Source organism: Pseudomonas citri (assembly GCF_025336485.1).
Taxonomy (GTDB): domain Bacteria; phylum Pseudomonadota; class Gammaproteobacteria; order Pseudomonadales; family Pseudomonadaceae; genus Aquipseudomonas; species Aquipseudomonas citri.
Window position 1 is genome coordinate 41643 of sequence record NZ_JAODAB010000007.1, and the last position, 25454, is coordinate 67096.

The following is a 25454-nucleotide window of genomic DNA, read 5'->3' on the forward strand; positions in this document are numbered from 1 at the left end:
TGTTTTTTGCTTAAAAGGTTCGCTGGATCGAGAACGCAACGAAGTCCCGGTCTTTCATGTTTTGCTGATAGGTGAAGGAGTTGGCGGAGTTGATGACCGGTCCGGCCTCACCGAAGAAATTGGTGTAGCTCAGCGACGCATACCATTGCTTCTTGTAATCGGCCTTGAGGCCCAGGGTCAGGTCACCGCCATGTTCCGGGCCGAACGCCTGGGGTGTCACGGAGGAGCGTCCGGACGGGTTGTAGCCGACAGTGATCGGCGTCTGCACATCGACGCCAGGGAAGACCTGGAAGTACTGCGGTTCAAAGGTGAAGCGCAGGGCGAACGCATCGCGCGTCGTATTCGGATCCAGTTGGTCGGCGTTCTTGGTGACACTCAGGCGCCGATTGAACGCCAGCTCACCCACCAGCGACGCACCGTCCCACAGGGCCGAGCCGCCATAGACATTGATCATCGACACCTGGGCATGCCAGGACCGGCCAATGGGATATGCCGGGTTGGAATCGTTGTCCGCATCCATTCCGGTAATGATCGTTCCACCCACTCCCGCCAGCGGCGTATCGAGCCGGATCGAGGTTTCGCCAGCGATGTTGCTCTCGCCCACCTGGGTGCTGAAGCTGGCGCCGAAAACCTTGATGTCCTCGGGGTAGACATTAATGAACGAATCGTCGGCACCCGGTACCAGCGCGGACGGACGGAAGTAGAACACCGGGGTCTTCTCGTGATACTTCGCGGCATAGAAACCGAATTCCCAGTCTTCGAGAGCGAACTTCAACTGAGCGCCGAATTGCCCGGAATCCCGTGCATCCTTGTCCTTGCCGTGATGCAGTACGCCGGTAGGAAAGAACACCTGCTCCCCACCTTCACCGACAAAGTCCGCACCACTGAAGTAGCTGCCCGCCGCGGGCAAACGGGTCTTGTTCCATTCGAACTGGTAGTAGGCACCCACGCTCACCGTGTCGTTCAACTGCCAGTTGCCCGACACTTGCTTGGTGGGCATCAGGATTTCCTTGAACTGCGAGCCCGGTACCGATTGCAGCTTGACCAGGTCGACGGTGGACTGGGCATTGGCAATTCCGTTGGCACCGAAGAACAGGCTTTCGCCATAGATCTGCGTGAACTGGCCGAGCCGCCCGGACAACGTGGTGGTGCCAATGTCCCTTGAGCCATAGACAAAGGCATCGAGGATCTCGGTTTTCTGACCGTGGAGCCGGCGAGTGTCGCTGGTGAACTCGTCGTGATCGACGCTCACGGCGTTGGCGGTGCCCGGCGAATCGTTGTCGTTGTGCTGGTTGTAGACGCTGTCGTACCAGGACGCCGCGCTGAGGCGCGCACCGACGTCTTTGTACTTGATATCGAGCTCGGACAGGATATCCAGGCGATTGGAAATGAGGCCGCGGTCGAAATTGCGGTCGCCATCGTCCAGGTTGGGGTTGCTGTTGGAGGTTCCGGGCCCCGCGGCCACCTTGTGGTCTAGTTTGTTCACGCGCCACGCGTTGCTGTATTTGATCGTGTTGTCCCAGGTCGCCGAAAGATCCGGGTTGCCTGTGTCGATCTGAAAGGCATGTACCTGCGTCGAGAGGCTCAGCATTACCGTTGCGCTGACGGCGCAGGCAAGGCCGGACACCGGCAACGGGCAAAACCGCTGATTGGCTGTTTTCATGAGATGTTCCTGTTTTTTTGTTTTTGTAGAAGGTCATCCATTCACGGCGCTTACCGTGAAGATTGCAGGTACCGCTCCTCCAATTATTATGCGCAAAACATATTTTTCTACACTTAAAAACACTTTGTGCACAAAAACTAATCCTGCACAAATTCAAAGTCAAGGGGATTCAGCCGAGGTATTTGCATCGGCTTCGGGAGGGTTCAAGAGAGAAAGGACCTAAGGGTTCTCTGCTGCCTGAATGATTGAGGAAAAAAATCCGTCGACACGAGACCTTTGCACTAAACTGTTTTTTGCGCATAAAATCCGTTTAATGCAAATTCAGGATGACTCCGACCATGATTCTCCCCCCAGGCACGCCGCTGATTGATGTCGCGTTGACCAAGATGAAGAAAGCGATCGTTTGCTGTGAGCTGGCCCCAGGCGAGAAGCTCAAGGTCGCTGAGCTTTCCAAGACCTACGGGCTCAGCAGCTCGCCGATTCGCGAAGCACTCAATCGGCTGACCCAGGATGGCGTGGTGGAAGCCAGCGATAACAAAGGCTTCAGGGTCGCGCCCATTTCAGCCACTGACTTTCGTGACATCACCCGCATGCGCTGCCTGCTGGAATGCGAGGCGCTGAGTGATGCCATCCAGTACGGTGACGATGAATGGGAAGCGGACGTCCTGGGTGCTTTTCATCGACTGAACCTGATCGAAAAAAAACTCGGCAGCGGTGCGCTGGTGCTCGATGATGAATGGTCGGCCCGCCACAAGGCTTTCCACTTCGCGCTGTTCGCGGCCTGCCCGTCACCGCTGCTGCTGAAGATGATCGACTCGCTGTTTGACCGTGCCGAGCGCTACCGGCGCTTTTCCGCCCAGCAACGCACCACCCAGCGACACAAGGGCAATGAGCACCAGGTGTTGATGGAGGCTGCCTTGGGGCGTGATCGTGAAAAAGCGGTGACCCTGTTGCGCGATCACATCCAGGAAACCCTGGGGCGAATCGTCGAGGCCATCGAGCGCCGGCAAGCCACGCTTCAGTAAGCCGATCCGCCCCTGCTGGAAAGGCCCTTCGCCGCGCACTGCTTTCGTGGACAGTGCGTAGCGCAGGGCCTTTTTTCTTACTAGTGGCCTGTACGGTTAATTCGAGTACTCAAATTCGAGTGCCAGGACTTGTCAGGCAAGGCGCCATGACGAGTCGTAGCCTCGCTACGGCGAGGAATGGCAACGCAGTCCGGCAAGTCCTGGCGCCGAAGTTGAGTAAACGAATTAGCCACACAGGCCACTAGCTCAAGGCCTGGGCAAACCTGATGGTCTCATCGCCACCCTGCTGCTTCGAAGTCTGTTCCGACCGCCTGCCCCAAAGCGCAAGCTCCATCCCCTCGAGCAGTTCCATGGCCCAGGCCACGGTCACCGCACCGCCATACACGTAGTGGTCCGGTCGCACGATCACCACATTGCAACCTCTGCGCTCCAACCACTGAGCCAACAGTCCATCGACTTCCTGGTAATCATCGGCCGTACGCGTCCCGGCCTGCCCCACATCGACCAGCCGTACCACATGAATCGGCAGCCCCTTGAGCGCCTGGCTGCTGCGCAGGCAGCGGAGCAAGGCGCTGGCATCGAACCCCGGCGCAATAACCACGCGAAATGACTGACCGGTAAACTCATCGAGCAAGGCTCGCTTGCCCGTATGATTGATGACCATCGGTTGCGGAAACAACTCGCCGGCCGGTGCGACGTGGGCGATAAAACCTTCGGTCAATCCCGGAATCAGCGACTGGCGGACGATCCCGCCGGGATTTTCCTGCATCTGCTGGATCAACCGCGCATCCCGGAGTGCCGCCCTGTCCTTGTCACGCTCACAGATCACCCCACCAAACTCCTTGGCCGCCATCGTGGTCTGGCGGACATGAGGGACACGTTCAGTCTGGTAGGTATCCAGAAACGCCGGGGCGGCCAGCCCGCCTTTGACCAGCGCCAGTTTCCAGACCAGGTTCAAGGCGTCGCGAATCCCCTGGCACATGCCTTGCGCCAGGAACGGCGGGGTCATATGAGCCGCATCGCCGAGAAAGAACACCCGGTCGGCTCGCCACTGTTCAAGAATCAAGGCATGGAACCGGTACGCCGAGGCTCGCCAGAGCTGGTAATCGCTCTCAGGCAACCAGCGAGCGATCAGCTTCCTGATCGTTTCCGGCTGGGAGATCTCCGACGGCTGCTCATCCGGGTTGATCATGAACTCCCAGCGGCGATGTCGACCGGGACCGACCACAAAAGTGCACGGCCGGGCCAGTTCGCAGAATTGCACATTGGTTTGAGGCAGGTGTTCGCCCGCCCCTTCATTGAGGATGACATCGACCACCAGCCACGGTTCGTCGAACGCCAGGTCTTCCATTTTCAAGCCCAGGCGGCTACGGATCTGGCTGGTGCCGCCGTCACACGCCAGTACATGGGTCGCCGTCACGGTTCGCTCGACGCCATCCTTGCCGCGGATACGCACCGCAGCATTGGCTTCGGCGGCGTCCACCGACAGCACTTCGGAGCCAAGCTCGACGGTGACCGATTCGCAACTGGCTATCCGGGCCCGAAGCGCCCGCTCCACCGGCGGCTGCGAGAAAACATAGTTGGGTGCCCAGCCCAGTGGAAAAGGCGGCTGGGCAGCATCGATACGTTTGATCAACTGCGAACCGGTGGTGCGGTATTCCGAAGGACGGTAAGGCATGACGTGTTCGGCAATGTCATCTGCCAGGCCTATGTTGCCCAGGACACGCATCACTTCATGATCAAAGCCCATGGCCCGCGGGTTGGCGTACACCGTTTCGGACTTGTCCACCACCAGGGCGTCGAGCCCCCACATGCCGGCCAGGTTGGCGCACAGGGCGCCCACCGGTCCCATTCCAACAATGATGACATCGTAGTCCATCGTCTACTCCGCTTCTTGTTCTTGTCGATTGCCGGTTGATCAACGCAGGCATTCATCAACCGGGCTTCATCTGTAGCGAGCGAAACAGGTGCCGGACCTGTTCCCGGCCATGATCAGGCTATGCGAACCCGCTGCTCTTCGATTTTCGCTCGGATGGACGCCATCCATTGTTCGCGGGTCTGGAAGCCCGGGCGGCGAAGGCACATGGCTTCGGTCTGGGCCATGATGACCTCGGTGGGCAGCTCCAGATCGAGCGGCTCCTTGCAGGGTTGGGCTGTATAGAAGGGCGTGTCGACATACATCTCGATCGGGTTGCCTTCAGGGTCCTTGAAATAGATGGACCAGGCATTGCCATGGTCGACCTGTCCAATCCCCTGGATGCCGCTGTTCCTGGCGAACCGGTAGTAGGTTTGCAGATCCTCCAGTGAATTGAGCAGGAACGACAACTGATTGATCGGGTTGAACGGCAGATCGACGGGCTTGCCATCGAACAGCACCACCTGATGATGCACCTCAGGGTTTTGCGTCATGAAGAACAGACGGTGCCCGGTGGACGCCACGCCTTTGTCGCTGACGATGAAGCCCAGGGTGCGACAGTAGAAATCGACCATGTGATCGAGGTCTTCGCAGAACACGCCGGTGTGGGTGAAGTTGATAGTCGGTAATGTGGGCATCTGGAACCTCCGGTTTTTATGATTGTGTAGAGGGCAACACTCAGGCTTCGTCAATCACGCCGTTCGATAGCGTCCCGATCTCAGTGATGACCACTTCGAATACGTCGCCGGGTTTGAGGAAAATCGGTGGCTTTCGCTTGAAACCGATGCCACTTGGCGTACCCGTTGCCAGAATGTCCCCCGGGTTCCAAGGCAAGGCTTTCGACACGTAGGCGATCAGATGCGGAATGTCGAATGCCAGCTCTGAAAGGCTGCCTTCCTGTAATTGTTCACCGTTGAGAACACCACGCACCACCAGCGTACGGTAATCGGAAATCTCCGCCGCTGGAATCAGCCATGGGCCCAGCGCACCGGTTTTCCTGAAGGTCTTGCCCATGCCGTACTGATGGGTGTGAAACTGCCAGTCACGCACGCTGGCGTCGTTGAAGCAGGTGTAGCCCGCTACGTGATCCATGGCATCGGCCGGATCGATATGCGCCCCTCCTTTGCCGATCACCACGGCCAGTTCGGCCTCGAAGTCGAATTGCTCCGACACTTTGGGCCTGACCAGCGGCTCGCCATGGGGAAGCAGGGTCTCGGCGAAACGCTGGAAAATCACCGGGAACTCGCCCACCTTGCGGCCGGCTTCTTCGGCATGGGCGACGTAGTTGATGCCGACGCAGATGACCTTGCCGGGGTTGGGAATGACCGCTTCCAACTGGACACTGGAGAGCGGGTAATCGGCCTGCACGGTTTCCAGCGATTGCCGTGCCTGACTCAGATAAGACGGGTCGGCGAGAAAAGACGCGAGGTCCGGCACCTGCTCGAAACGACGGGTCAGCTCGACCACACCCTCACCAACCAGCACACCGAAGTGAGCCTTTCCTTCTTTACGGTACGAAATCAGCTTCATGTTGTCCCTCCTGTTTTTATGCACAAAAACTAATTTCTTGCACCATACATCATTAAATGCATAATGCAAAACACCACTTCAAAAAATAACGAGCCGCTGAGGCTCACGGTTCCTGGAGGTCAGGCATGTCGCTGGTGATGGTTCGCAAGATCAAGCTGGACATAGAAGAAGTCTTCCACGAGGGTGGACCTCGCTCTCCGCAACCCTTGAGGATTGCAGTCGCTACCGCAGTGGTGGCCAACCCTTATGCGGGCAGATATGTAGAGGACCTGCTGCCGTTCATGCAGCAATTGAGAGGCCTGGGGGCCGAGTTGGCCGAACGGCTGATTGATGCCCTGGGGGGCGTCGATCACGTGCAGGCCTATGGCAAGGGCGCGATTGTCGGCGACGACGGCGAGCTGGAGCATGGCGCGGTCTGGCACGAGGCCGGCGGCTGGGCCATGCGCGAAGCGCTGGGCAACCCGAAGGCCATCGTTCCCGCGGGTAAAACCATCGGCGGCCCTGGCTGCCGGGTGATGATCCCGTTGGGGCACATCCAGGCAGCTTATGTGCGCAGCCACTTCGGCGTGGCCGAGATGACCGTGTGGGACGGCCCTCGTCGTGGCGAAATTGCCTTTGGCCTGGCCATGGCCAGTGGTGGCAGGATCCATGCACGCCTGGGTGGCTTGGCGGCGACGGACGTAAAAGGTGAGGACGGTTTGCGCTAGACCGATTGAAGCAAGGCTCGAAGGTCGCGTTCCACTACAAAAACAAGACAAGTGCTGGAGAACATCATGACGACAAGAACAATGCGCGCCGCACGCCTGTATGAAGGCGGCAAACCCATGGTCATCGAACACCTGCCCGTCCCGCAGATTCGTCCGACCGAGGTACTGGTCAGGATCAAGGCCTGCGGGATCGTGCCGAACCTGCACAACATCCTGACCAACTGGGTCAAATGGTTTCCCCATAATCCGCTGCCGAAATTGCCGGCCACGTTCGGCCTGGACCCTACCGGGATCATCGAGGCGGTCGGTCCCCAGGTGTATGACTTCAAGGTCGGTGACCGGGTCTATGTGAATCCGGGACGCCACTGTGGCTCCTGCCGGGCCTGTCGCTCGGGCAACACCATCGCCTGCACCGCCTACACCTTCAACGGCTACTTCGGTTTCACCCCGAAAAGCCCACGGATGTTCGAAGACTACCCCTACGGCGGCCTGTGCGAATACATCCCGGCTCCGCAATACAGCCTGGTCAAACTGCCAGACAATCTCAGCTTCGAGACCGCCGCGCGACTGGGCTACCTGGGCACCGCCTACAAGGCGATGATCAAGGCCAACGTCGGCCCCGGCACCACCCTGTTGATCAATGGCATCAGCGGCACCCTCGGCCTGGGTGCCGTCGCCCTGGCCCTCGCCATGGGTGTGCGCAAGATCCTCGGCACCGCCAGGAACCAGGAGCTTTTCCAGCGTGTGAAGGATCTCGCGGCACCGGGCCGGATTGAAATCCATACCCTGGGCACGAAACCAACCCAGCAATGGGTCGATGAGGTCACCCAAGGCGAAGGCGTCGATGTGGTGATCGATGCCCTCGGTCCAGGGGCGCCACATGAGACGCTGACCCAAGCGCTCAAGTCCATCCATCGCGGTGGGCACCTGATCAATATCGGGGCGATCGCCGGCGAAGTACCCATCGATCTGCACTGGATCATGGACAACGATATCCAGATCAGCGGCTCCGCGTGGTTCACCACCGGACAAGGGCAGGACATGACTGACATGGTGGAATCCGGCGTCCTGGATCTTTCCTTCTTCGAGAACACGGCGTTCAGCCTGGAAGCCGTCAACGACGCGATTACCGGTATCGAAAATCGCAACGGTGGCTTCAGCAACTACGTCATCTGCCCTTGAGGCTGATCGGAACCGTCCACGCAACGGCGGGCACCGTGATGCCCGCCCATCGAATTAAAGGAATGTCATGAAGATTCGAAGAGTTGTCACCGGTCTGGACGCCGCGGGCCAATCGGTTTTTATCAGCGATGAAACAGCACCACGCGCGCGTGCCTTCGAGTCGATCCCCGGCCACGCCATGGCACACTTATGGTCCACCGGCACCGTCACCCGATCGTCGAATACGCAACTGGATCCTACGCTTGACTATCCTCCACTGGTTCCTGGACCGGGCGAAACCAGTCTGGCGATCTATGACTTCCCCCCGGACCCGGTCATGCAGAATCCTATCGATATCGGGCAGATGATTGAAGAACTGGGCGGTGCCCTGCCCGGCCTTTTCGAATGCTTCGAGCCCGACCAGCCGGGCATGCATACGACCCCGACCATCGACTACGGCATCCTCCTCGAAGGGGAACTCTGGCTGGAACTGGACAACGGCGAACAGAAACGGATCCTGCCCGGCGACGTGGTCATCCAGCAGGGAACCCGGCACGCCTGGCGTAACAAAAGTGACCGGATTGCCCGTGCGCTGTTTGTGATGATCGGCGCAAAACGCGATTAACGGCTCGTTCCCGGATTTTCAGGGGTTCAATATGACCATGCATTACATCGCAGTGACCGGTGCCGAGACGATGGGCAGCGGCGTTACCCAGGTCTGTGCGACTGCCGACCACCTCCTGTTATTTCCAACTGGCCTTGCAGGGTTTCGCCTACCTGGACGCAGTCCAACAGCAGCAGGTCAGCCAGCAGTACGCCCGGTATGAGAACGCGTTTCTGCGTGTCGTCTTCAGCGATGCCCTGCTTGCCCACTCGTCCTGCGCGGCAGCGGGACATGCTATTACCCGGTTCCTCAACGGCCTGACGGGTCGGCCGCAGGACCAACCGCTGACTGACGATGCCTGGGTCAGCGTGGTAGAGCGGATGATTGAGTGCTTCGAATCCAGGTTCCTTTGCGCCGACGCACCATCATTCCAATAAACGAATGATCCGCGGCTCGATCAAGCCCTCACTCACCTCAAGCAACGCCAGCGTCACCGGCAACTTGAAACGCCGCCGGCCGGCGCTGCCGGGGTTCAGGTACAAACGCTCGCCACGCCATTCGATGCCGGGTTTGTGGGAATGCCCCGTGACAACCATCTTCACATCCGGGTCGAGCGGAGCCGGAACATCGGCAATGTCATGCACCAATAGAACCTGCCATCCACACAGATCGAATTGCAGGCTATCGGCAAGCTGCCCGGCCCAATCGGCATCGAGATCGTTGTTGCCGCGCACCACGTGCAGCGGAGCAATGGAGGCCAGTTGTTCCAGGATCCCAGGGCTGCCGATATCACCGCCATGAATGATCCGCTCGCACCCCACAAGCGCGGCAAGCGCTTCAGGGCGGAGCAATCCGTGGGTATCGGAAATGACGCCGACTCTCATGAGAGTTTCCCGCTGTGTCTCCGCCGACGTTTGCCTCGTCGCAACGGGCTAACGTGCCGCAATTGAATAGGATAGGCTGCGCATCCATAGTGCGCAGACTTGTCGTAAAAGGAAATATTGATGCTCGGACGCAAACGGCCAGAGCCGATGGTTGACAGCTCTGAAGCCTTCCCACCACCGACTGCGCGCGCTGGCGCAGCCTTGCGCCTCACCGTGAGTTTCATGTTGGTGGTGGTCATGGCTTTCCTTGCCGTCGAAGGCTGGCGGACCTGGCGCGATTATCGAGCCGCGTTTGCGTCGGCCCGCGATTCGGTGACCAACCTGGCACGGGCAACGGCCCAGCATGCCGAAGACACCATCCGGCAAGTGGATGTGGTGACCGCCGCCCTGGGTGAGCGGGTCGAGGGCGATGGGCTGCAGAACATGGACATCCCACGCATTCACAAACTGCTGGTGCAGCAGTCGGCCATCATGCCGCAATTGCACGGACTGTTTATCTACGGAGCCAACGGACAGTGGCTGGTCACGGACAAGGAAACCATCCCGGAACCGGCGAACAACGCCGACCGTGACTACTTCCAGTACCACCGCACCCATGAGGACCGTAACGTGCGGATCGGTACCGTGATCCGCAGCCGCTCCACCAACGACCTGATCATCCCGATCTCGCGTCGCCTGAACAATCCCGACGGTTCGTTCGCCGGTGTGCTGTTGGGGACGGTCAAGGTCAGCTATTTCGTCGACTATTACGGTGATTTCAAGATCGATGACAAAGGCGCCCTGGTCCTGGCCACCCGCGAGGGAACGATCCTGGTCCGCCGGCCCTTCGTTGAATCGGTGATCGGCAAGAGCCTGGTCGACAGCGTGATCTTCAGGGAGTACCTGCCCACGTCAAACCAGGGTGTGGTGGAGGCCAAGGCGGTCGTCGACGGCACCGAGCGTGTCTACGGTTACCGGGCCCTGACCACCTACCCGCTGGTGGTGGAGGCCGGCCTGTCGCGCGAGTCCATCATCGCGCCGTGGCGTCGTGATTTGCTCAAGACGGGCGTGGTGCTGCTGTTCCTCATCGCGATACTCGTGGGTTTCGGGCTTATCGTGCTGAGCCAGTTGCGCTACCGGATGAGCATGGAGAAGCAGATTCGCAGCGCCCACCAGACCATGAAGGATATGGCGCTGACCGACAGCCTGACCGGGCTGGGCAACCGCCGACGGCTGGACAGCACCCTGGCCGATGAGATTCGCCTGGCCAAGCGCCAGGGCTCATCCCTCGCGATGATCATGCTCGATGTCGACTACTTCAAGCGCTTTAACGACAAATACGGCCATGCTGCCGGGGACGACTGCCTCCGCGCGATAGCCGGCGCGATTCAGAAAACCATCAGGCGCCCCGGTGACCTGGCGGTCCGCTACGGTGGCGAAGAATTCACCGTGTTGCTGCCCAACACCGACGCGGCGGGCGCCAGCAAGGTCGCACAAGATATCCTGGAGGCGATCAGGGCCTTGCGCATCGAACATGGCGACCATCCACTGGGCATCGTCACGGCCAGCGCGGGCGTCACCGTCAGCCAGCCAAGCACCGAAGACGTGACCCCGGCCATGCTGATCAAGGCCGCCGACGCCTTCTTGTACCTGGCCAAGAACACCGGGCGAAACCGTTGGTGCAGCGCCGACGCGTCCCAGGGATGACCTCCGCGCATCGATCCATGTCGGTTCACAGGTGCCTGCCGGGCGTCCGACGGCTACAATGCTCGCTTCGACCGTGACCTGCCTGATAAAAAATACATGTCCTTGCCCAAACATCATCTGGAATTGCTCAGCCCCGCCCGCGACGTGACCATCGCCCGCGAGGCCATCCTGCATGGCGCCGACGCCGTGTACATCGGTGGCCCGAGTTTCGGCGCGCGTCACAACGCCTGCAACGAGGTGGGCGATATCGCCCGGCTGGTGGAGTTCGCCCATCGCTACCACGCCCGGGTGTTCACCACCCTCAACACGATCCTGCATGACAACGAGCTGGAGCCGGCCCGCCAGTTGATCCACCAGTTGTACGACGCCGGCGTCGATGCCTTGATCGTCCAGGACCTCGGGGTGATGGAGCTGGACATCCCGCCGATCGAGCTGCATGCGAGCACCCAGACCGACATCCGCACCCTGGCACGGGCCAAGTTCCTCGACCAGGCCGGTTTTTCGCAACTGGTGCTGGCCCGCGAGCTGAACCTGCAGGAAATCCGCGCCATCGCCGACGAGACCGACGCGGCCATCGAATTCTTCATCCACGGTGCGCTGTGCGTAGCGTTTTCCGGGCAATGCAACATTTCCCACGCCCAGAACGGTCGCAGCGCCAACCGTGGCGACTGCTCCCAGGCCTGTCGCCTGCCCTACACCCTCAAGGACGACCAGGGACGCGTGGTCGCCTATGAGAAGCACCTGCTGTCGATGAAAGACAACAACCAGAGCGCCAACATCCGCGCCCTGGTCGAGGCCGGCGTGCGCTCGTTCAAGATCGAAGGACGCTACAAGGACGTGGGCTACGTGAAGAACATCACCGCCTATTATCGCCAGCGCCTGGACGATGTCCTCGAGGATCGTCCGGACCTGGCCCGCGCCTCCAGCGGTCGTACCGCGCACTTCTTCGTGCCGGATCCGGAAAAGACCTTCCACCGTGGCAGCACCGATTACTTCGTCAGCGAGCGCAAGATCGACATCGGCGCCTTCGACTCGCCCACCTTTACCGGCGTGCCGGTGGGCGTGGTAGAGAAAGTCGGCAAGCGCGACCTGCAAGTGGTGACCTTCGATCCGCTGTCCAACGGTGACGGCCTCAATGTGCTGGTCAAGCGCGAAGTACTCGGCTTCCGGGCCAACATCGCCGAGCCCAAGGGCGAATTCGAAGAGGACGGCCAGAAGCGTTATCGCTACCGCGTCGAGCCCAACGAGATGCCGGCGGACCTGTACAAACTGCGTCCCAACCACCCCTTGAGTCGCAACCTTGACCACAACTGGCAACAAGCGCTGCTCAAGACTTCTTCGGAGCGTCGTATCGGCCTGTCGTGGGTCGCCCGCCTGCGCGAAGAACGCCTGGAACTGACCGCTACCAGCGAGGAAGGCATCCGCGCCAGCGTCGCCCTGGACGGGCCGTTCGGCCTGGCGAACAAGCCTGAGCAAGCGCTGGAACAACTGCATGACCTGCTGGGCCAACTGGGCACCACCGAGTACCACGCCACGGCCATCGAGCTGGACGCCCCCCAGGCGTATTTCATTCCCAACTCCCAGCTCAAGGCCTTGCGCCGCGAAGTCATCGAAGCCCTGACCGCAGCCCGCGTCGCGGCCCATCCCCGGGGCGGTCGCAAGGCCGAGACCAACCCGCCGCCGGTGTACCCGGAATCGCACCTGTCGTTCCTCGCCAACGTCTACAACCAGAAGGCCCGGGATTTCTACCATCGCCACGGCGTTGAATTGATCGACGCGGCGTTCGAGGCCCACGAGGAAACAGGCGAAGTGCCGGTGATGATCACCAAGCATTGCCTGCGCTTCTCGTTCAACCTGTGCCCCAAGCAGGCCAAGGGCGTCACCGGCGTGCGCACCAAGGTCGCGCCGATGCAACTGATCCAGGGCGATGAGGTGCTGACACTGAAGTTCGACTGCAAACCCTGCGAGATGCACGTCATCGGCAAGATCAAGGGGCACATCCTTGACCTGCCATTGCCGGGCAGCGCGGCGGAGCCGGTGGTGGGCTACATCAGCCCGGAAGACCTGCTCAAGACCATTCCCCGCGCACCGCACTGAGTGACTCGGCTTTGTACGAAAAGTGCCTGCGCGACGATCATGCTGCGCTTTTCGTTCAAACCCTAAGGATGTGCTAGGTTGCAAAGGTTTGTTTCATTACTGAAACACCTTCCTCCACTGCTCTGCAAAGGAATGCCCCCGACCATGAACTTCTCGCTCAAGCACCTGGCCGTGACCACGCTGGTATTGTCCAGCCTCGCCTCGGCCACCCCCGCATTCGCCAACCTCACCGCGCAACAGAACGCGACCCTGGTCAAATCCTTCACCGACACCTCCATCAAGGATTTCCGGCAATTCCTGGCAAGCGTGGCCAAAAGCGAGCCGGGCAAGACCGCCAACCTTGGCCCCGCCATCAGTGGGTTCCTCGATAACAAGCCACTCTCGGCTGAACAGCAGAACGAAATCCATCGCCTGCTGGGCCTCTATGCGCGGGTGAAATATGGCAAGGCCGCCACCGAGACGCTGAAGGAGCTGGTGGCCATTCCGACCTTTCGCAAGGACGGCGTCCCCCAGCACGAAAACCCCGAATTCCTCAAGATTGCCGACAAGATCAAGAGCCTGGCCGAGTCCTTCAACCTGGCCTTCCGCAACGTCGACAACCGCGTCTATGAGATCACCCTCCCAGGCAGTGGGGACGAAGTCGTGGGCATTCATGCCCATGCCGATGTCGTGCCGGTAACGCCGGAAAACTGGGTGCTCAAGGACGGCACGCGCCTGGATCCCTTCAAGGTCACCCAGGTCGGCGACCGCCTCTATGGCCGGGGCACCGAGGACGACAAAAATGGCATCGTCGTAGCGCTCTACGCCATGAAGATCATCAAGGAAGAAAAGCTGCCCCTGGCACGCAACTTCAAGCTGCTGGTCGACACCACAGAGGAAACCAGCGGCGACGCCATCCCCTATTATTTCGAACGCAACCCGACGCCCAACTACAACCTGGCGCTGGATGGCGGCTACCCCGTGGTGATTGCCGAAAAAGGCTACGGCACGGTCATGGCGAACTTCCCCCGACGCGCCCCACAGGGTAAGGGCGCGGAAATTACCGCGCTGACGGGTGGCCTGGCGACCAACCAGATCCCATCGACGTCCGTGGCGACCTTCTCCGGCGAAAAACCCGCCGAACTGGCCGCCAGCCTGCTCAAGGCCGGTAAGGACTATGCCAAGCGCAACGGCGGCAATTTAGAAGTCACCAGCAAAGTCGTCGACAAGAGCGTTCAGTTGACCTTCACGGGCGTGTCGGCCCACTCCTCCGAGCCCGAATCCGGCATCAACCCGGTGGCGCGGATGCTCGACTTCATCAACAGCCTCGACGGCAAGATCGCGCTCAAGCACAACCACATCACCGACGCCGCCCGCTACGCCGCCAACAACTGGGGCCTGGACTACCTGGGCAACACGTTGGGAATTGGCTTTTCCGATGCTTTCATGGGGCCACTGACCGCTTCCCTGACCTATGTAGGCATGGACGAGAAGACCTTCAAGCTGGCAGTCAACCTGCGGGTGCCGGTGGGCAAATCCACCGAAACCCTCAAACGCGAAATCGCCGGCAAACTGGATGCCTGGAGCAAGAAGACCGGCGTTGCAGTGGCCTTCGACTACAGCATCGACGAGCCGATGTACCGCAACCCCGAGGGTGAATGGGTCAAGGCACTATTGGCCGTAGCCACTGAAAACCTGGGCATGCCCCATAAGTTCGGCACGTCCGCCGGCGCCACCTCGGTCCATGACTTGCCCAATGGTGTGCAGTTCGGCCTGGCCATGCCCGACGTCAAGTACACCGGCCATAACGACAACGAGTTCAAGACGGTGGAGCAGTTCCTCCTGGACTTGCAGATCGTGACGGAGATGATGGGGCGCGTCGGGCAGTTACCAAGACTCTAAGGACAGATGAGCTGTGGTGAGGGACAACCTCCCTCGCCACAGGTAGTACTTCATTCCTTCGGTTGAGCGGCGCTTTCAACCATGGCCTTGTCCGTAATATCCACCAGCTCCAATCCCCAATCGCCATGCAGGTACCAATCCTCCCCGATCATCTCCGATGGATGCATCGTGCGATCGGCGCCGTTGCCGCAAGCCAGGGCGCTCGTCGGGCAGTAGCGGTCGCAGCCCCAGCAGATGCGTTCGGGATGCTTGGGATTGAGTGGAAAGGGCTTGGCCATAGTGAACCCCGATAGCAGATGGGTGTGCTTGCACCCTACCGCTTCAAGATCAGCCCCGTCTTGACCAGAATCAAGAACCACCCCCGTGCCGTACCGGCACTTGCGAATCAATCGCACAATCTTATGAAAAATTGACAAGAATCATTATTATTCGCAGCGAAGCTTTCTAGACTCGGGCACCTCTTACCTTGTCAGGAAGTCATCATGCGCACCCTTGCTCCCCTGTCCCTCGCCCTGCTGTTTCTCGCCCCCCTGGCCCAGGCCAAGGAATACCCCATCGGCGAACCCCAAATGTGCCCGGGACTGGAAGTCGGCGCGGTGTACCTGCAGCCGATTGAAATGGCACCGGCCGGCATGATGCGCCCTACGGCCGATTCCGATGTCCACCTCGAAGCCGACATCCGCGCCACGGCCGACAACCCGCAGGGTTTCCAGGAAGGCAGCTTCGTGCCGTACCTCAACGTATCGTTCCAACTGAAAAAACAAGGCAACGACACCGAGCTCAAGGGCGACTTCCACGCCATGGTCGCCAACGACGGCCCTCACTATGGCGATAACGTGAAGCTGCTCGGCCCTGGCAAATATCAACTGACCTTCACCATTCTGCCACCCGGCGGCCATGGCTCCCTCGGTCGGCACACCGACAAGGAAACCGGTGTAGCCCCCTGGTTCGAGCGTTGCGAGCTGCGCTACGAATTCGTCTACGCCGGTATTGGTAAAAAAGGCGGGTACTGAGGATGAACCGCTCCTCCTGTGCACGCTACTGTGCACGTCTTCGCCGCCTGGTCGGGTTGACGCTGGCCGGTTTGCTGCTGCCCTCTCTGGCCCAGGCCGAACTGCCGACCTATGAACTGAGCATACGCGATGGGCATTTCACCCCGGCGCAGTTGCAAGTGCCGGCCGGCCAGCGCTTCAAGATCGTGCTGAAGAATGTCGGCCAGGGCCCTGCGGAATTCGAGAGCACGCCCCTGCGGGTGGAAAAGGTGTTGTCGCCAGGGGTCACCACGTTCGTGGTGATCCATCCATTGCGCCCCGGGCAGTATCCGTTTTTCGATGAGTTCAACCCGCAACTGCCCGAGGGCGAAATCCTCGCCCAGTGATCGTCAACAGGAGGCGTTTGCATGAGTCAATCGATGTTTATTGTCTGGCGCGAAAGCGTCGAGGCGTTGCTGGTGATCGGGATTCTCCAGGCCTGGGTCAGCCGCCAGCAACAGGCCAGCCAACTGCTGCGCTACGTCTGGGCCGGCGCGGCGTTGGGCCTGCTGCTGTCTGGCGTGCTGGCCGGCCTGATTCTGCTGGCCGGCGAAGCCATGAGCGGTGCTGCCAACGAATGGTTCCAGGCGTCACTCGCGCTGGTGGCGAGCGGGCTGATCGTGCAAATGGTCGGCTGGATGCACCACAACGCACGCTCACTCAAGCAGGACCTGACGCGTCACGCCGATCAGCGCCTGAGTCGCCAGGGTGGCTTGGGGCTGCTGGTACTGGCGTTGCTGGCGGTCAGCCGCGAAGGCAGTGAGACCGTGGTCTTCCTGTACGGCGCCGGAGCGCGCCTGCAAGGGCCGCAGTTGGGGCTATTCGCGGTGGGCGCGGCGGCGGGCCTGGTATTGTCGCTGCTGACCGTCTCGGTGCTGCACAGCAGTCGCCGGTTCATTTCCTGGCCGCGCTTCTTTGCCATCAGCGAAGCCATCCTGCTGCTGTTGGGGGGCGCATTGTTGGTCAGCGGCATCGAACGGATCGGCGGGCAACTGCTGGCGATGGACTGGCCCGAAGCGGTGTATCGCGCGATTGGCGACGCACTGTGGGACAGCAGCGCGCTCCTCGACGACGGCCACGGCCTGGGCGGTTTCCTTGCCGATTTCACCGGTTATCGTGCAAGCCCCAGCCTGCTGACCTTGCTGGTGTGGCTGGGCTATTGGCTGGTCGTCGCCGGATGGCTGCGGCCCCGCAAGGTGGAAAGCCTGCCATGCCCAACCTGAATCCCTGGCTGCAACGCCTGGGCGATGGAATGCGGCGCCACGGCGCGACCATTCGCGCCGTGCAGTGGGCGGTCGTGCTGTTCTACGCAATCTTGCTGGTGGTGCCGGCTTTGTTACCGATGCCGGACAGCCAGGCGCACACGCTCAGCAACCTGACGTTGCTGGCGCAGTTTCTGTTCTGGGGCCTGTGGTGGCCGTTCGTGTTGCTGTCGATCGTGTTGTTCGGTCGGCTCTGGTGCGGCGTGTTGTGTCCTGAAGGCGCCTTGAGCGAATGGGCCAGCCAGTACGGCAAGGGCCTGGGAATGCCGCGGGCGCTGCGCTGGGCGGGCTGGCCGACGCTTGCGTTCTGCCTCACCACAATCTATGGCCAACTGATCAGCGTCTACGACTATGCCCAGGCGGCGTTGCTGATCCTGGGAGGGTCGACCGTGGCGGCAGTGATCGTGGGGCTGTTGTTCGCCCGTGGCAAACGGGTCTGGTGCCGCTACCTGTGCCCGGTCAGTGGCGTCTTCGCCCTGCTCGCCCGCCTGGCCCCGGTGCACTTCCAGGTGAACGAACAGCGTTGGCAGGAAAACCTCGCGCCACGTCGCCCACCGCCCAACTGTGCACCGCTGCTGGACATTCGCCGCCTGCGCGGCGCCGCCGACTGCCACGCCTGTGGGCGCTGCAGCGGCCAGCGCGATGCGGTGCGCCTGATTGCCCGCTCCAGCAACCAGGAAATCCTTCACTCGACGGCGACCAACCTCTCGCCCTGGGACGCACGCCTACTGTTGTTCGGCGTGATCGGCCTGGCCATGGGGGCCTTCCAATGGACGGTCAGCCCTTGGTTCATCGTCCTCAAGCAAGGGCTGGCCCAATGGCTGGTGGCCCATGATCTGTTCTGGCCGTTGCAGGACAACGCGCCCTGGTGGTTGCTGACCCATTACCCGCAACTCAACGACAGCTTCAGCTGGCTCGACGGCTTCTGCATTCTCGCGTACCTGGGCATGAGCGCGGTGCTGCTGGGTACATCCCTGATGCTGCTGATGCACCTGGCGGCACGGCTGGTGGGCGATCGCGCAGAATATTCGTCCCTGGCCATTACTCTCACGCCTCTTGGCGGTGCCGGACTGTTCCTCGGCTTGTCGGCCACCACGGTGAAACTGCTGCGTTATGAAGGGCTGTTGCTGGAATGGGTACAACCGGCCCGGGCCGGCTTGCTGAGCGCGGCGATCGCCTGGAGCCTGTGGCTGGGCTTCAAGCGCCTGCGGCAAACGGCCGTATCGCCGATCCGACAACACTCGGCCCTGGCCTGTCTGGCGCTGGCCAGCGGCTTGGTGGGATACGGTTGGTGGTTGCAGTTCTGGGGTTGGTAAACCATGGAAACCGTGTGAATCACCTACCAAAAGCCCCGCCCCCTTTGTGGGGGGCGGGGCTTTTTCGCAATCACGGCCCGATCAACTGCGCAACACGAACGATGGGAATAATTCGCGCATGGCAGCCCAGAGCTCCGGCAGCAAGGCTTGTGCAGAAACGCTGGAGAGGTGCGGATCGAGCATTCGCGCCGTGCGTACCAACTGCACGGCAAAACGCCGCACGCCCAGCTCGCTCAAGCGTCGGGCGAGGGTCAGCAGTCGTTCGGGATCAAACAAATGCCAATGCACCGTGGTGCGGCACTCATAGTCCACACCACTGGCCAGCAGATGGTCGAGGCTGCGCCAGTTGGCCGCGCCACTGCCTTCGACCCGGGTCACATCCAAGGCATCTTCGGGCAACGCCTTGATGTCGAAGCCCACCCAGTCGGCTTGCCCGACCACTTTGGCAAAGGCCGCCGGCTTGATACCGGCACTGTGCAGGCCGATACGAAAGCCCATCTGCCGCACCTCGTCCATGGCCGCCGCAAGACCGTCCTGCAAGGTCGGTTCGCCGCCACTGAAGACCACGGCGTCGAGCAAGTCCTGGCGACGTTGCAGGAACGCCAACACCCGGCACCAATCCACTTCCTCGCTGCCGCGTGGCGGGATCAGTTGCGGATTATGGCAGTAACGACAACGCCAGGCACAACCCTGGCAGAACAGTACGCAAGCCAGCTGGTCCGGATAATCGAGGGTGGTCAGGGGCACCATGCCCCCGACCCGTAGCACTCGGCTCATGGACGCCCGGCCGCACGCTCAGTGAAATGCACCCGCTCGCGGTGCTCGGACTGCTTGCCCGGGTTGAAGGCCGCCACCGGACGGTGATAACCCATCACTCGGGTCCAGACTTCGCAACGTTGGCGTTGTGCCTGTGGGACAGCGGCTTGGGGAATGGTAGGCGATGCGTTCATGGGTGAAACTCCTTGCGGTCGATGGATCGGATCAGTGAACGGTGCCGGCGAGCTGCTGCTTGAGCAGCAAGGCCTCGTCGCATTTCGGGCAGAACTCGTGCTCGCCCGCCAGGTAGCCGTGCACCGGGCAGATGGAGAACGTCGGCGTCACGGTCAGGTACGGCAGGCGGAAGCGTCCGAGGGCCTTGCGCACCAGTTGTTTGCAAGCCTGGGTGGAAGAGATCTGCTCGGCCATGTACAGGTGCAATACGGTGCCGCCGGTGTATTTGCATTGCAGTTCGTCTTGCAGCTCCAGCGCCTCGAACGGGTCGTCGGTGAAACCCACCGGCAGTTGCGAGGAGTTGGTGTAGTACGGTGCCACCGGGCTGCCGGCTTGCAGAATGTCGGGGTAGCGCTTGAGGTCTTCCTTGGCGAAACGATAAGTCGTGCCTTCGGCGGGCGTGGCCTCGAGGTTGTAGAGGTGGCCGGTTTCTTCCTGGAAACGCAGCAGCGTGGCGCGCACATGATCGAGCAAGCGCAACGCGAATTCCCGGCCCTGCTCGGTGTGCAAGCCTTGCTGGTCATCGGTGAAGTTGCGCAGCATTTCGTGCAGGCCGTTCACGCCGATGGTGGAGAAGTGATTGCGCAAGGTGCCCAGGTAGCGCTTGGTGTAGGGGTACAGGCCGGCGTCCATGTGATGCTGGATCACCTTGCGCTTGACCTCCAGGCTTTCCTTGGCCATCTCCATCAAGGTATCGAGACGCTGCAACAGGGCATTGGTGTCGCCCTTGTACAGATAGCCCAGGCGCGCGCAGTTGATCGTCACCACCCCCAGGGAACCGGTCTGCTCGGCCGAACCGAACAGGCCACCACCGCGCTTGAGCAACTCGCGCACGTCCAACTGCAAGCGGCAGCACATCGACCGCACCTGGTTGGGCTGCATGTCCGAATTGAGGAAGTTCTGGAAGTACGGCAAGCCGTAGCGGGCAGTCATCTCGAACAGCCGGTCGGCGTTTTCGCTGTCCCAGGGGAAGTCATGGGTGATGTTGTAGGTCGGGATCGGGAAGGTGAACACCCGCCCTTTCGCATCGCCGGCCTGCATCACTTCAATGTAGGCACGGTTGAGCAGCTCCATTTCCGCTTGCAGGTCACCGTAGGCGAACGGCATCTCTTCGCCACCGATCACCGGGATCTGCTCACGCAAGTCCTGTGGGCAAACCCAGTCAAACGTCAGGTTGGTGAACGGGGTTTGCGTGCCCCAGCGCGACGGCACGTTGAGGTTGTAGATGAATTCCTGCAGCGACTGGCGCACCTGGTTGTAGCTGAGCTTGTCCTTGCGCACGTAAGGCGCCAGGTAGGTGTCGAACGAACTGAACGCCTGGGCCCCGGCCCATTCGTTTTGCAGGGTGCCGAGGAAGTTGACCATTTGTCCCAAGGCGCTGCTCAGGTGCTTGGGCGGCGCGGCTTCGACCCGCCCGGGCACGCCGTTGAGGCCTTCGTGCAACAGCGTGCGCAGGGACCAGCCGGCACAGTAGCCGGCGAGCATGTCCAGGTCGTGGATGTGCAGGTCGGCTTCGCGGTGCGCCTCGCCGATGGCCTGGCTGTAGACCTCGTCGAGCCAGTAGTTGGCGGTGACCTTGCCCGAAACGTTGAGGATCAGGCCGCCCAGGGAATAACCCTGGTTGGCGTTGGCTTGCACGCGCCAGTCTTCGCGGTCCAGGTATTCGTTCATCGACGTGGCGACTTCCACCAGCGTGCGGCGATCGCGGCGCAGGCGTCCGTGTTGCTCGCGATAGACGATGTAGGCGCGCATGGAGAGGAAGAATCCGGCGTCCATCAGCACGCGCTCGACACGGTCCTGGATCTGCTCGACGTTCAACCGCGTCTGCCCTTCCAACCGCGTCAATACCGCCTTGAGCAATTCCTCGGCTTCGACTTCGGCGTATTCGCCGGTGGCCTTGCCGGCGGCGATCAGCGCCTGGCGGATCTTGTCCGCATCAAAGGCGACGATACTGCCATCGCGCTTGTGCAAGCGGTTACAGCCTACTGAGATCAACGTGCTCTGCATTTTGGCTCCAAACACAACATATAGATTTTTTAAAATCTTAAAACACAATATGCAGTGGAGATTACGGGCAAAAGGCGGGGTTGCAATTGATCGATGTCAAGAATGGGGGGTGGATCAGTTGTGGGGGATGTTGGCTGTGCTGTGGTCATCGTCGGATCGCCGTCCGGAGCAAGCTTTGCTCCCACAGGGATCTCGGTGCTCACAAATCCTGTGCACACACGAATCACCTGTGGGAGCAAAGCTTGCTCGCGATTGCGATGGGTCAGGTCACCCGCCACTCATGTTCATGAACCGCACGATCTGCACTTCCCCACCGGGGCTGAAATCATGCTGCAAGGGCTTGCCTTTGAGTGCCTGCTTTATCGACTGAATGATCGGCTGGTCATCCAGCGGATACCGGCGCAGCAAGCCGCGCAGGTCCAGGGAGTTTTCTTGCCCCAGGCACAACAGCAACCGTCCTTCGACGGTCATGCGTACGCGGTTGCAACTGGCGCAGAAGTTGTGGGTATTGGGAGAGATGAAGCCGATCCGCGTGTCGGGATGTTGTTCCAGGCGCACGTAGCGCGCCGGCCCGCCACTGTTCTCGGTGCTGTCGAGCAACCGATGATGAGTGGCGATCGCGGCCCGCACCTCGTCGCTGGAACAGAACGACTCGCCACGGGAACGTCCCACCTCCCCCAACGGCATTTCCTCGATGAAACTGATATCGATGCGTTGCTCGATAGCGTATTGCACCAACGCCGGGACTTCATCGAAGTTGCGCCCTTTCATGACCACGCAGTTGAGCTTGATCCGCTCGAACCCCGCCGTCGTCGCCGCTTCGATGCCCGCCAGCACCTGGTCCAGGCTGCCGTTGCGGGTGATCGCCCGAAAGCGCTCCCCGTCCAGGCTGTCGAGGCTGATGTTCATGCGCTTGACCCCCGCCTCGACCAGCGGCCGGGCCAATCGGCCCAGCTGCGAGCCGTTGCTGGTCATCACCAGTTCGCGCAGGCCGGGCAGTGCCGCGATGTCGCGACACAGCCCGACGATGCCCGGACGGATCAACGGCTCACCACCGGTCAGGCGGATTTTCTTCACCCCCAGGCCCACGAACAGCCGCGCCAGGCGCTGCAACTCTTCCAGGGTCAACACTTGCTGGCGCGGCAGGAAGGTCATGTTTTTCGCCATGCAGTACACACAACGAAAATCACAACGATCGGTCACCGACATCCGCAAATAATCGATCTGGCGCCCAAAACCGTCCTGCAACACAGCGTTCATGCATTTCCCCTGATTGAGCCGATGCTTACTGGACCAGCGGCGAGTCGGCGCCCTGGAGGTGGATGCCGCGAATATCCGCCGCCCCCACCAGCGTTTGCAGGTACTGCACCAGCGCTTTCTGCCAGACGCCCTGCTCCAGTTGGGTACGGATCGCCGTAGCCACCGCCTCGTAAGGCAGTGGCTGGCCGTCGATCCGTTGGTCGATGCTGATCACGTGCCAGCCATAACGACTTTCCAGTGGCTTGCTGGCCAGCCCCGCCGACAGGTTGAACAGTTGACGCTCCAGCTCGGGCACGGTCTGGCCCTTGCTGATCTGCCCCAACGATCCGCCCTGCTCCTTGGAAGGGCAAGCCGAGTACTTCAGCGCCAACTCGGCAAAACTGCCTGGGTTCTGGTCCAACCGCTCCAGCAACAATTCCGCCTGGACATGGGCGAGGCTGCGGGCCTCGGCATCGTCCGGGGCGCATTCGAGCAGGATGTGCCGTACCGCCAGCAGCGGCGCGCTGTGAAAGCGCGCACGGTTGCTCTCGTAGTAACGCACGCAGGTGTCCTCGTCACATTGCGGCACCTGCACCTCACGCTCCAGAAGCAGCCGCGTGGCCGCTTCCTCTTCGTTTTCGCCGGCACCGACCTGCAACGTCAGGCCCAGCTGCGCGATGCGCTGCTGGAGCAATTCGCGGATCACCAGGGCCCGGGCGGCCTGGTAGACCGCATCCTCACGGCTCTCGGCCGGGTGATATTGCAGCTCCTGGGCCATCGCCTGCGGCGCGATGGACACGCCGTTGACGCTGATGATCGGCCATTCCTGTTCGCTGCTGGCAATCAACTGCGGGGCTTGATCTTCCGCCGCCGTGGCCTGGGCCGGTGCAAACTGCACCGCCCCTGCCGGTTCGATATCGGCCACCGCCGCCACCGCCGGTGCCGCTTTCACCGCGGAGGAAGCGCAGCCACCACCGCCGCCGCCACCACCGCCACATCCGCATCCACTCGCCATGATCTTCTCCTCAGAACTTTTGCCGAACGATTTGATAACGACGTCCCAGGTACCAGACTGGCGCACTGATGATGTGGACCAGACGAGTGAACGGGAACAGCACGAACAGGGTCAGGCCCAGCACGACATGGAGCTTGTAGACCAGGCTCACTGGCGCGATGGAGGTCGCGGCGTCCACTGGACGCAACAGCACAGTGTTCTGTGCCCAGTCAGCCAGCATCACCATCACGGAGCCGTCCATGTGGCCGGTGGAGGCCACGATGGTCAGCAGCCCCAGCACCAGTTGCACCAGCAACACCACCAGCACCAGGATGTCCGAAGTGTTGGAAGTAGCCCGCACCCGTGGGTCGGTCAGGCGGCGATTGAGCAACATCAGCAGGCCGATCAGGCCCAGCATCCCGAAGAAGCCACCGGAGACCATCGCCAGCAACTGCTTGTTCTCGGTGCTCAGCACATGGTGATAGATCGCCGAAGGCGTCAGCAGGCCGACAAAGTGACCGGCCAGCACGAACAGCACCCCCACGTGGAACAGGTTGCTGGCCACGCGCATGCCGCTCTTGTTCAGCATCTGGCTGGAGCCGGCCTTCCAGGTGTACTGGGACAGGTCGAACCGCGCCCAACTGCCGATCAGGCAAATCGCCAAGGCGACGTAGGGGTACACCCCGAACAACAACAGATCCCATTTAGACATTGCCTACCTCCCCGGCCGGCGCTGCGGCCCGCCCTTCATGCTGAAAATCCACCCAGTGCAACGGCACTGCACTTTCTTCCCGGGCCTTGCCTGGTGCGCTTGGCAGTGAGCTGCAGCGGTCCTGTTGCTCGGCCTTGAGGAAATCCACGGCCTCTTCTTCCCAGATCTTGTCCAGGGCTTCGAGGGAGTCGTCGCGCACTTCGGCCTTCACCTGCTCGCGCAGTTGGGCCACCGCGTCGCGCGGTTCCGCCCCGGCGATCTGCAACAGCGCCCGGAAGCAGTTGGCGTAAGCGCTTTCACGCTCCTCCAACCGCGCCGCGAGCAAGGCCAGCAGATGCTCTACATCCGCGAGACCTTCACGGGCCTCGAGGTCTTCGCGAGTGGACAAGAACTCCAGGTACAGCGGGATGTAGTCGGGCAACTCCTTCACGCCGATGGCAAAACCCGCTTCCTCGTACTGGGCCATCATGTCCACCATGGCCTGGCCCCGGTCACGGGACTCGCCGTGGACATGTTCGAACAGCAACAACGACAGCGAACGCCCCCGGCCGAACAGGGCACCGTAGTGCTCCTGGCCGTCCATCAGGTCCTTGCCGCAGATCACTTCCAGCAGCTCGAACAGACCCGCGCGCTGGTTGGGGCTGATTTCCCGCGCCTGGAGGATCGCTTCCTCCAGTTCGTCGCGCCCTTCCACCAGCCTCTCGGTCGGGTAGTCAAGCAGCAACGAAATCACCTTGAGAATGCGCATGC

General features: G+C 61.2%; 25 protein-coding genes. 12 read left to right on the forward strand and 13 right to left on the reverse strand.

Translation table 11 applies throughout. From position 1 onward, the window contains the following. Nucleotides 1-10: 10 nt before the first annotated feature. The gene (locus tag N4Q37_RS10730) at nt 11-1663 is read right to left on the reverse strand and encodes a DUF1302 domain-containing protein (RefSeq protein ID WP_260957752.1); all 1653 of its coding nucleotides are present in this window, start codon (nt 1661-1663) and stop codon (nt 11-13) included. A gap of 338 nt (nt 1664-2001) precedes the next feature. Here N4Q37_RS10730 and N4Q37_RS10735 point away from each other — a divergent pair, with 338 nt between their 5' ends. Next, complete coding sequence (locus N4Q37_RS10735; protein WP_260957754.1) at nt 2002-2688, forward strand: GntR family transcriptional regulator; 687 nt, start codon at nt 2002-2004, stop codon at nt 2686-2688. A 241-nt stretch (nt 2689-2929) separates the two neighbouring features. Here N4Q37_RS10735 and N4Q37_RS10740 read toward each other — a convergent pair whose 3' ends face one another. From N4Q37_RS10740 to N4Q37_RS10750, 3 genes are all read right to left on the reverse strand, one after another. Further along, nucleotides 2930-4567, reverse strand: a complete 1638-nt coding sequence (locus N4Q37_RS10740) for a bifunctional 3-(3-hydroxy-phenyl)propionate/3-hydroxycinnamic acid hydroxylase (protein WP_260957756.1) — start codon at nt 4565-4567, stop codon at nt 2930-2932. A gap of 113 nt (nt 4568-4680) precedes the next feature. Further along, nucleotides 4681-5241: a VOC family protein gene (locus N4Q37_RS10745; RefSeq protein ID WP_260957758.1), complete on the reverse strand. Its 561-nt coding sequence runs from the start codon at nt 5239-5241 to the stop codon at nt 4681-4683. Between the two features lie 40 nt (nt 5242-5281). Continuing rightward, the gene (locus N4Q37_RS10750) at nt 5282-6133 is read right to left on the reverse strand and encodes a fumarylacetoacetate hydrolase family protein (RefSeq protein WP_260957760.1); all 852 of its coding nucleotides are present in this window, start codon (nt 6131-6133) and stop codon (nt 5282-5284) included. 125 nt (nt 6134-6258) lie between these two features. On the opposite strand from N4Q37_RS10750, the gene N4Q37_RS10755 reads away from it, so the two are divergent. From N4Q37_RS10755 to N4Q37_RS10770, 4 genes are all read left to right on the forward strand, one after another. Next, nucleotides 6259-6840 carry an amino acid synthesis family protein gene (locus N4Q37_RS10755; protein ID WP_260957761.1) on the forward strand — a complete coding sequence of 194 codons (582 nt, stop codon included), beginning with the start codon at nt 6259-6261 and terminating at the stop codon, nt 6838-6840. Between the two features lie 66 nt (nt 6841-6906). Further along, the gene (locus N4Q37_RS10760) at nt 6907-8022 is read left to right on the forward strand and encodes an alcohol dehydrogenase catalytic domain-containing protein (protein WP_260957763.1); all 1116 of its coding nucleotides are present in this window, start codon (nt 6907-6909) and stop codon (nt 8020-8022) included. Nucleotides 8023-8089: 67 nt separating this feature from the next. Next, nucleotides 8090-8626 carry a cupin domain-containing protein gene (locus tag N4Q37_RS10765; RefSeq protein ID WP_260957764.1) on the forward strand — a complete coding sequence of 179 codons (537 nt, stop codon included), beginning with the start codon at nt 8090-8092 and terminating at the stop codon, nt 8624-8626. Between the two features lie 95 nt (nt 8627-8721). Further along, nucleotides 8722-9042, forward strand: coding sequence for a hypothetical protein (locus N4Q37_RS10770; RefSeq protein WP_260957766.1), 321 nt, complete (start codon nt 8722-8724; stop codon nt 9040-9042). Here the strand turns inward: N4Q37_RS10770 and N4Q37_RS10775 are convergent. After that, on the reverse strand, nt 9031-9489 hold the full coding sequence (locus tag N4Q37_RS10775; protein ID WP_260957770.1) for a metallophosphoesterase family protein: 459 nt from the start codon (nt 9487-9489) through the stop codon (nt 9031-9033). The genes N4Q37_RS10770 and N4Q37_RS10775 overlap by 12 nt on opposite strands. Nucleotides 9490-9609: 120 nt before the next feature. Here N4Q37_RS10775 and N4Q37_RS10780 point away from each other — a divergent pair, with 120 nt between their 5' ends. The 3 genes from N4Q37_RS10780 to N4Q37_RS10790 all read left to right on the forward strand — a co-directional run bounded on the left by N4Q37_RS10780 (nt 9610) and on the right by N4Q37_RS10790 (nt 15153). Beyond that, nucleotides 9610-11175 (forward strand): sensor domain-containing diguanylate cyclase, encoded by a 1566-nt coding sequence (locus N4Q37_RS10780; protein ID WP_260957772.1) that lies wholly within the window; start codon nt 9610-9612, stop codon nt 11173-11175. Between the two features lie 96 nt (nt 11176-11271). Then, nucleotides 11272-13272 carry a peptidase U32 family protein gene (locus N4Q37_RS10785; protein WP_260957774.1) on the forward strand — a complete coding sequence of 667 codons (2001 nt, stop codon included), beginning with the start codon at nt 11272-11274 and terminating at the stop codon, nt 13270-13272. A gap of 144 nt (nt 13273-13416) precedes the next feature. Then, nucleotides 13417-15153, forward strand: a complete 1737-nt coding sequence (locus tag N4Q37_RS10790; RefSeq protein ID WP_260957776.1) for a dipeptidase — start codon at nt 13417-13419, stop codon at nt 15151-15153. 50 nt (nt 15154-15203) lie between these two features. Here N4Q37_RS10790 and N4Q37_RS10795 read toward each other — a convergent pair whose 3' ends face one another. Continuing rightward, complete coding sequence (locus N4Q37_RS10795; protein ID WP_260957783.1) at nt 15204-15431, reverse strand: DUF3079 domain-containing protein; 228 nt, start codon at nt 15429-15431, stop codon at nt 15204-15206. Nucleotides 15432-15635: 204 nt separating this feature from the next. Between N4Q37_RS10795 and N4Q37_RS10800 the strand changes: the two genes are divergently transcribed. From N4Q37_RS10800 to N4Q37_RS10815, 4 genes are read left to right on the forward strand one after another with little or no spacing between them, the layout of a single operon-like run. Beyond that, nucleotides 15636-16166, forward strand: coding sequence for an iron transporter (locus tag N4Q37_RS10800; RefSeq protein ID WP_260957784.1), 531 nt, complete (start codon nt 15636-15638; stop codon nt 16164-16166). Nucleotides 16167-16168: 2 nt separating this feature from the next. Further along, nucleotides 16169-16531 carry a cupredoxin domain-containing protein gene (locus tag N4Q37_RS10805; protein WP_260957785.1) on the forward strand — a complete coding sequence of 121 codons (363 nt, stop codon included), beginning with the start codon at nt 16169-16171 and terminating at the stop codon, nt 16529-16531. 21 nt (nt 16532-16552) lie between these two features. Further along, entirely contained in the window at nt 16553-17407 is an 855-nt protein-coding gene (locus tag N4Q37_RS10810) for an FTR1 family iron permease (protein ID WP_260957788.1), read from the forward strand. Continuing rightward, nucleotides 17395-18762 (forward strand): 4Fe-4S binding protein, encoded by a 1368-nt coding sequence (locus tag N4Q37_RS10815; protein WP_260957790.1) that lies wholly within the window; start codon nt 17395-17397, stop codon nt 18760-18762. Before N4Q37_RS10810 ends, N4Q37_RS10815 begins: the two co-directional genes overlap by 13 nt. An 81-nt stretch (nt 18763-18843) precedes the next feature. Here N4Q37_RS10815 and N4Q37_RS10820 read toward each other — a convergent pair whose 3' ends face one another. From N4Q37_RS10820 to narJ, 7 genes are all read right to left on the reverse strand, one after another. Further along, the gene (locus N4Q37_RS10820) at nt 18844-19539 is read right to left on the reverse strand and encodes an anaerobic ribonucleoside-triphosphate reductase activating protein (protein WP_260957792.1); all 696 of its coding nucleotides are present in this window, start codon (nt 19537-19539) and stop codon (nt 18844-18846) included. After that, entirely contained in the window at nt 19536-19712 is a 177-nt protein-coding gene (nrdD, locus tag N4Q37_RS10825; RefSeq protein WP_260957794.1) for an anaerobic ribonucleoside-triphosphate reductase, read from the reverse strand. Before nrdD ends, N4Q37_RS10820 begins: the two co-directional genes overlap by 4 nt. Nucleotides 19713-19743: 31 nt before the next feature. Next, on the reverse strand, nt 19744-21759 hold the full coding sequence (locus tag N4Q37_RS10830; protein WP_260957795.1) for a ribonucleoside triphosphate reductase: 2016 nt from the start codon (nt 21757-21759) through the stop codon (nt 19744-19746). A gap of 267 nt (nt 21760-22026) precedes the next feature. After that, the gene (moaA, locus tag N4Q37_RS10835) at nt 22027-23019 is read right to left on the reverse strand and encodes a GTP 3',8-cyclase MoaA (protein WP_260957797.1); all 993 of its coding nucleotides are present in this window, start codon (nt 23017-23019) and stop codon (nt 22027-22029) included. A gap of 25 nt (nt 23020-23044) precedes the next feature. Then, a complete protein-coding gene (locus tag N4Q37_RS10840; protein ID WP_260957799.1) occupies nt 23045-24013 on the reverse strand; it encodes a peptidylprolyl isomerase in 969 nt (322 codons plus the stop codon). Between the two features lie 10 nt (nt 24014-24023). After that, nucleotides 24024-24704, reverse strand: a complete 681-nt coding sequence (gene narI, locus N4Q37_RS10845; protein ID WP_260957801.1) for a respiratory nitrate reductase subunit gamma — start codon at nt 24702-24704, stop codon at nt 24024-24026. After that, nucleotides 24697-25452 carry a nitrate reductase molybdenum cofactor assembly chaperone gene (narJ, locus tag N4Q37_RS10850; protein WP_260957802.1) on the reverse strand — a complete coding sequence of 252 codons (756 nt, stop codon included), beginning with the start codon at nt 25450-25452 and terminating at the stop codon, nt 24697-24699. The genes narI and narJ overlap by 8 nt, the downstream gene beginning before the upstream one ends. Nucleotides 25453-25454: the final 2 nt, after the last annotated feature.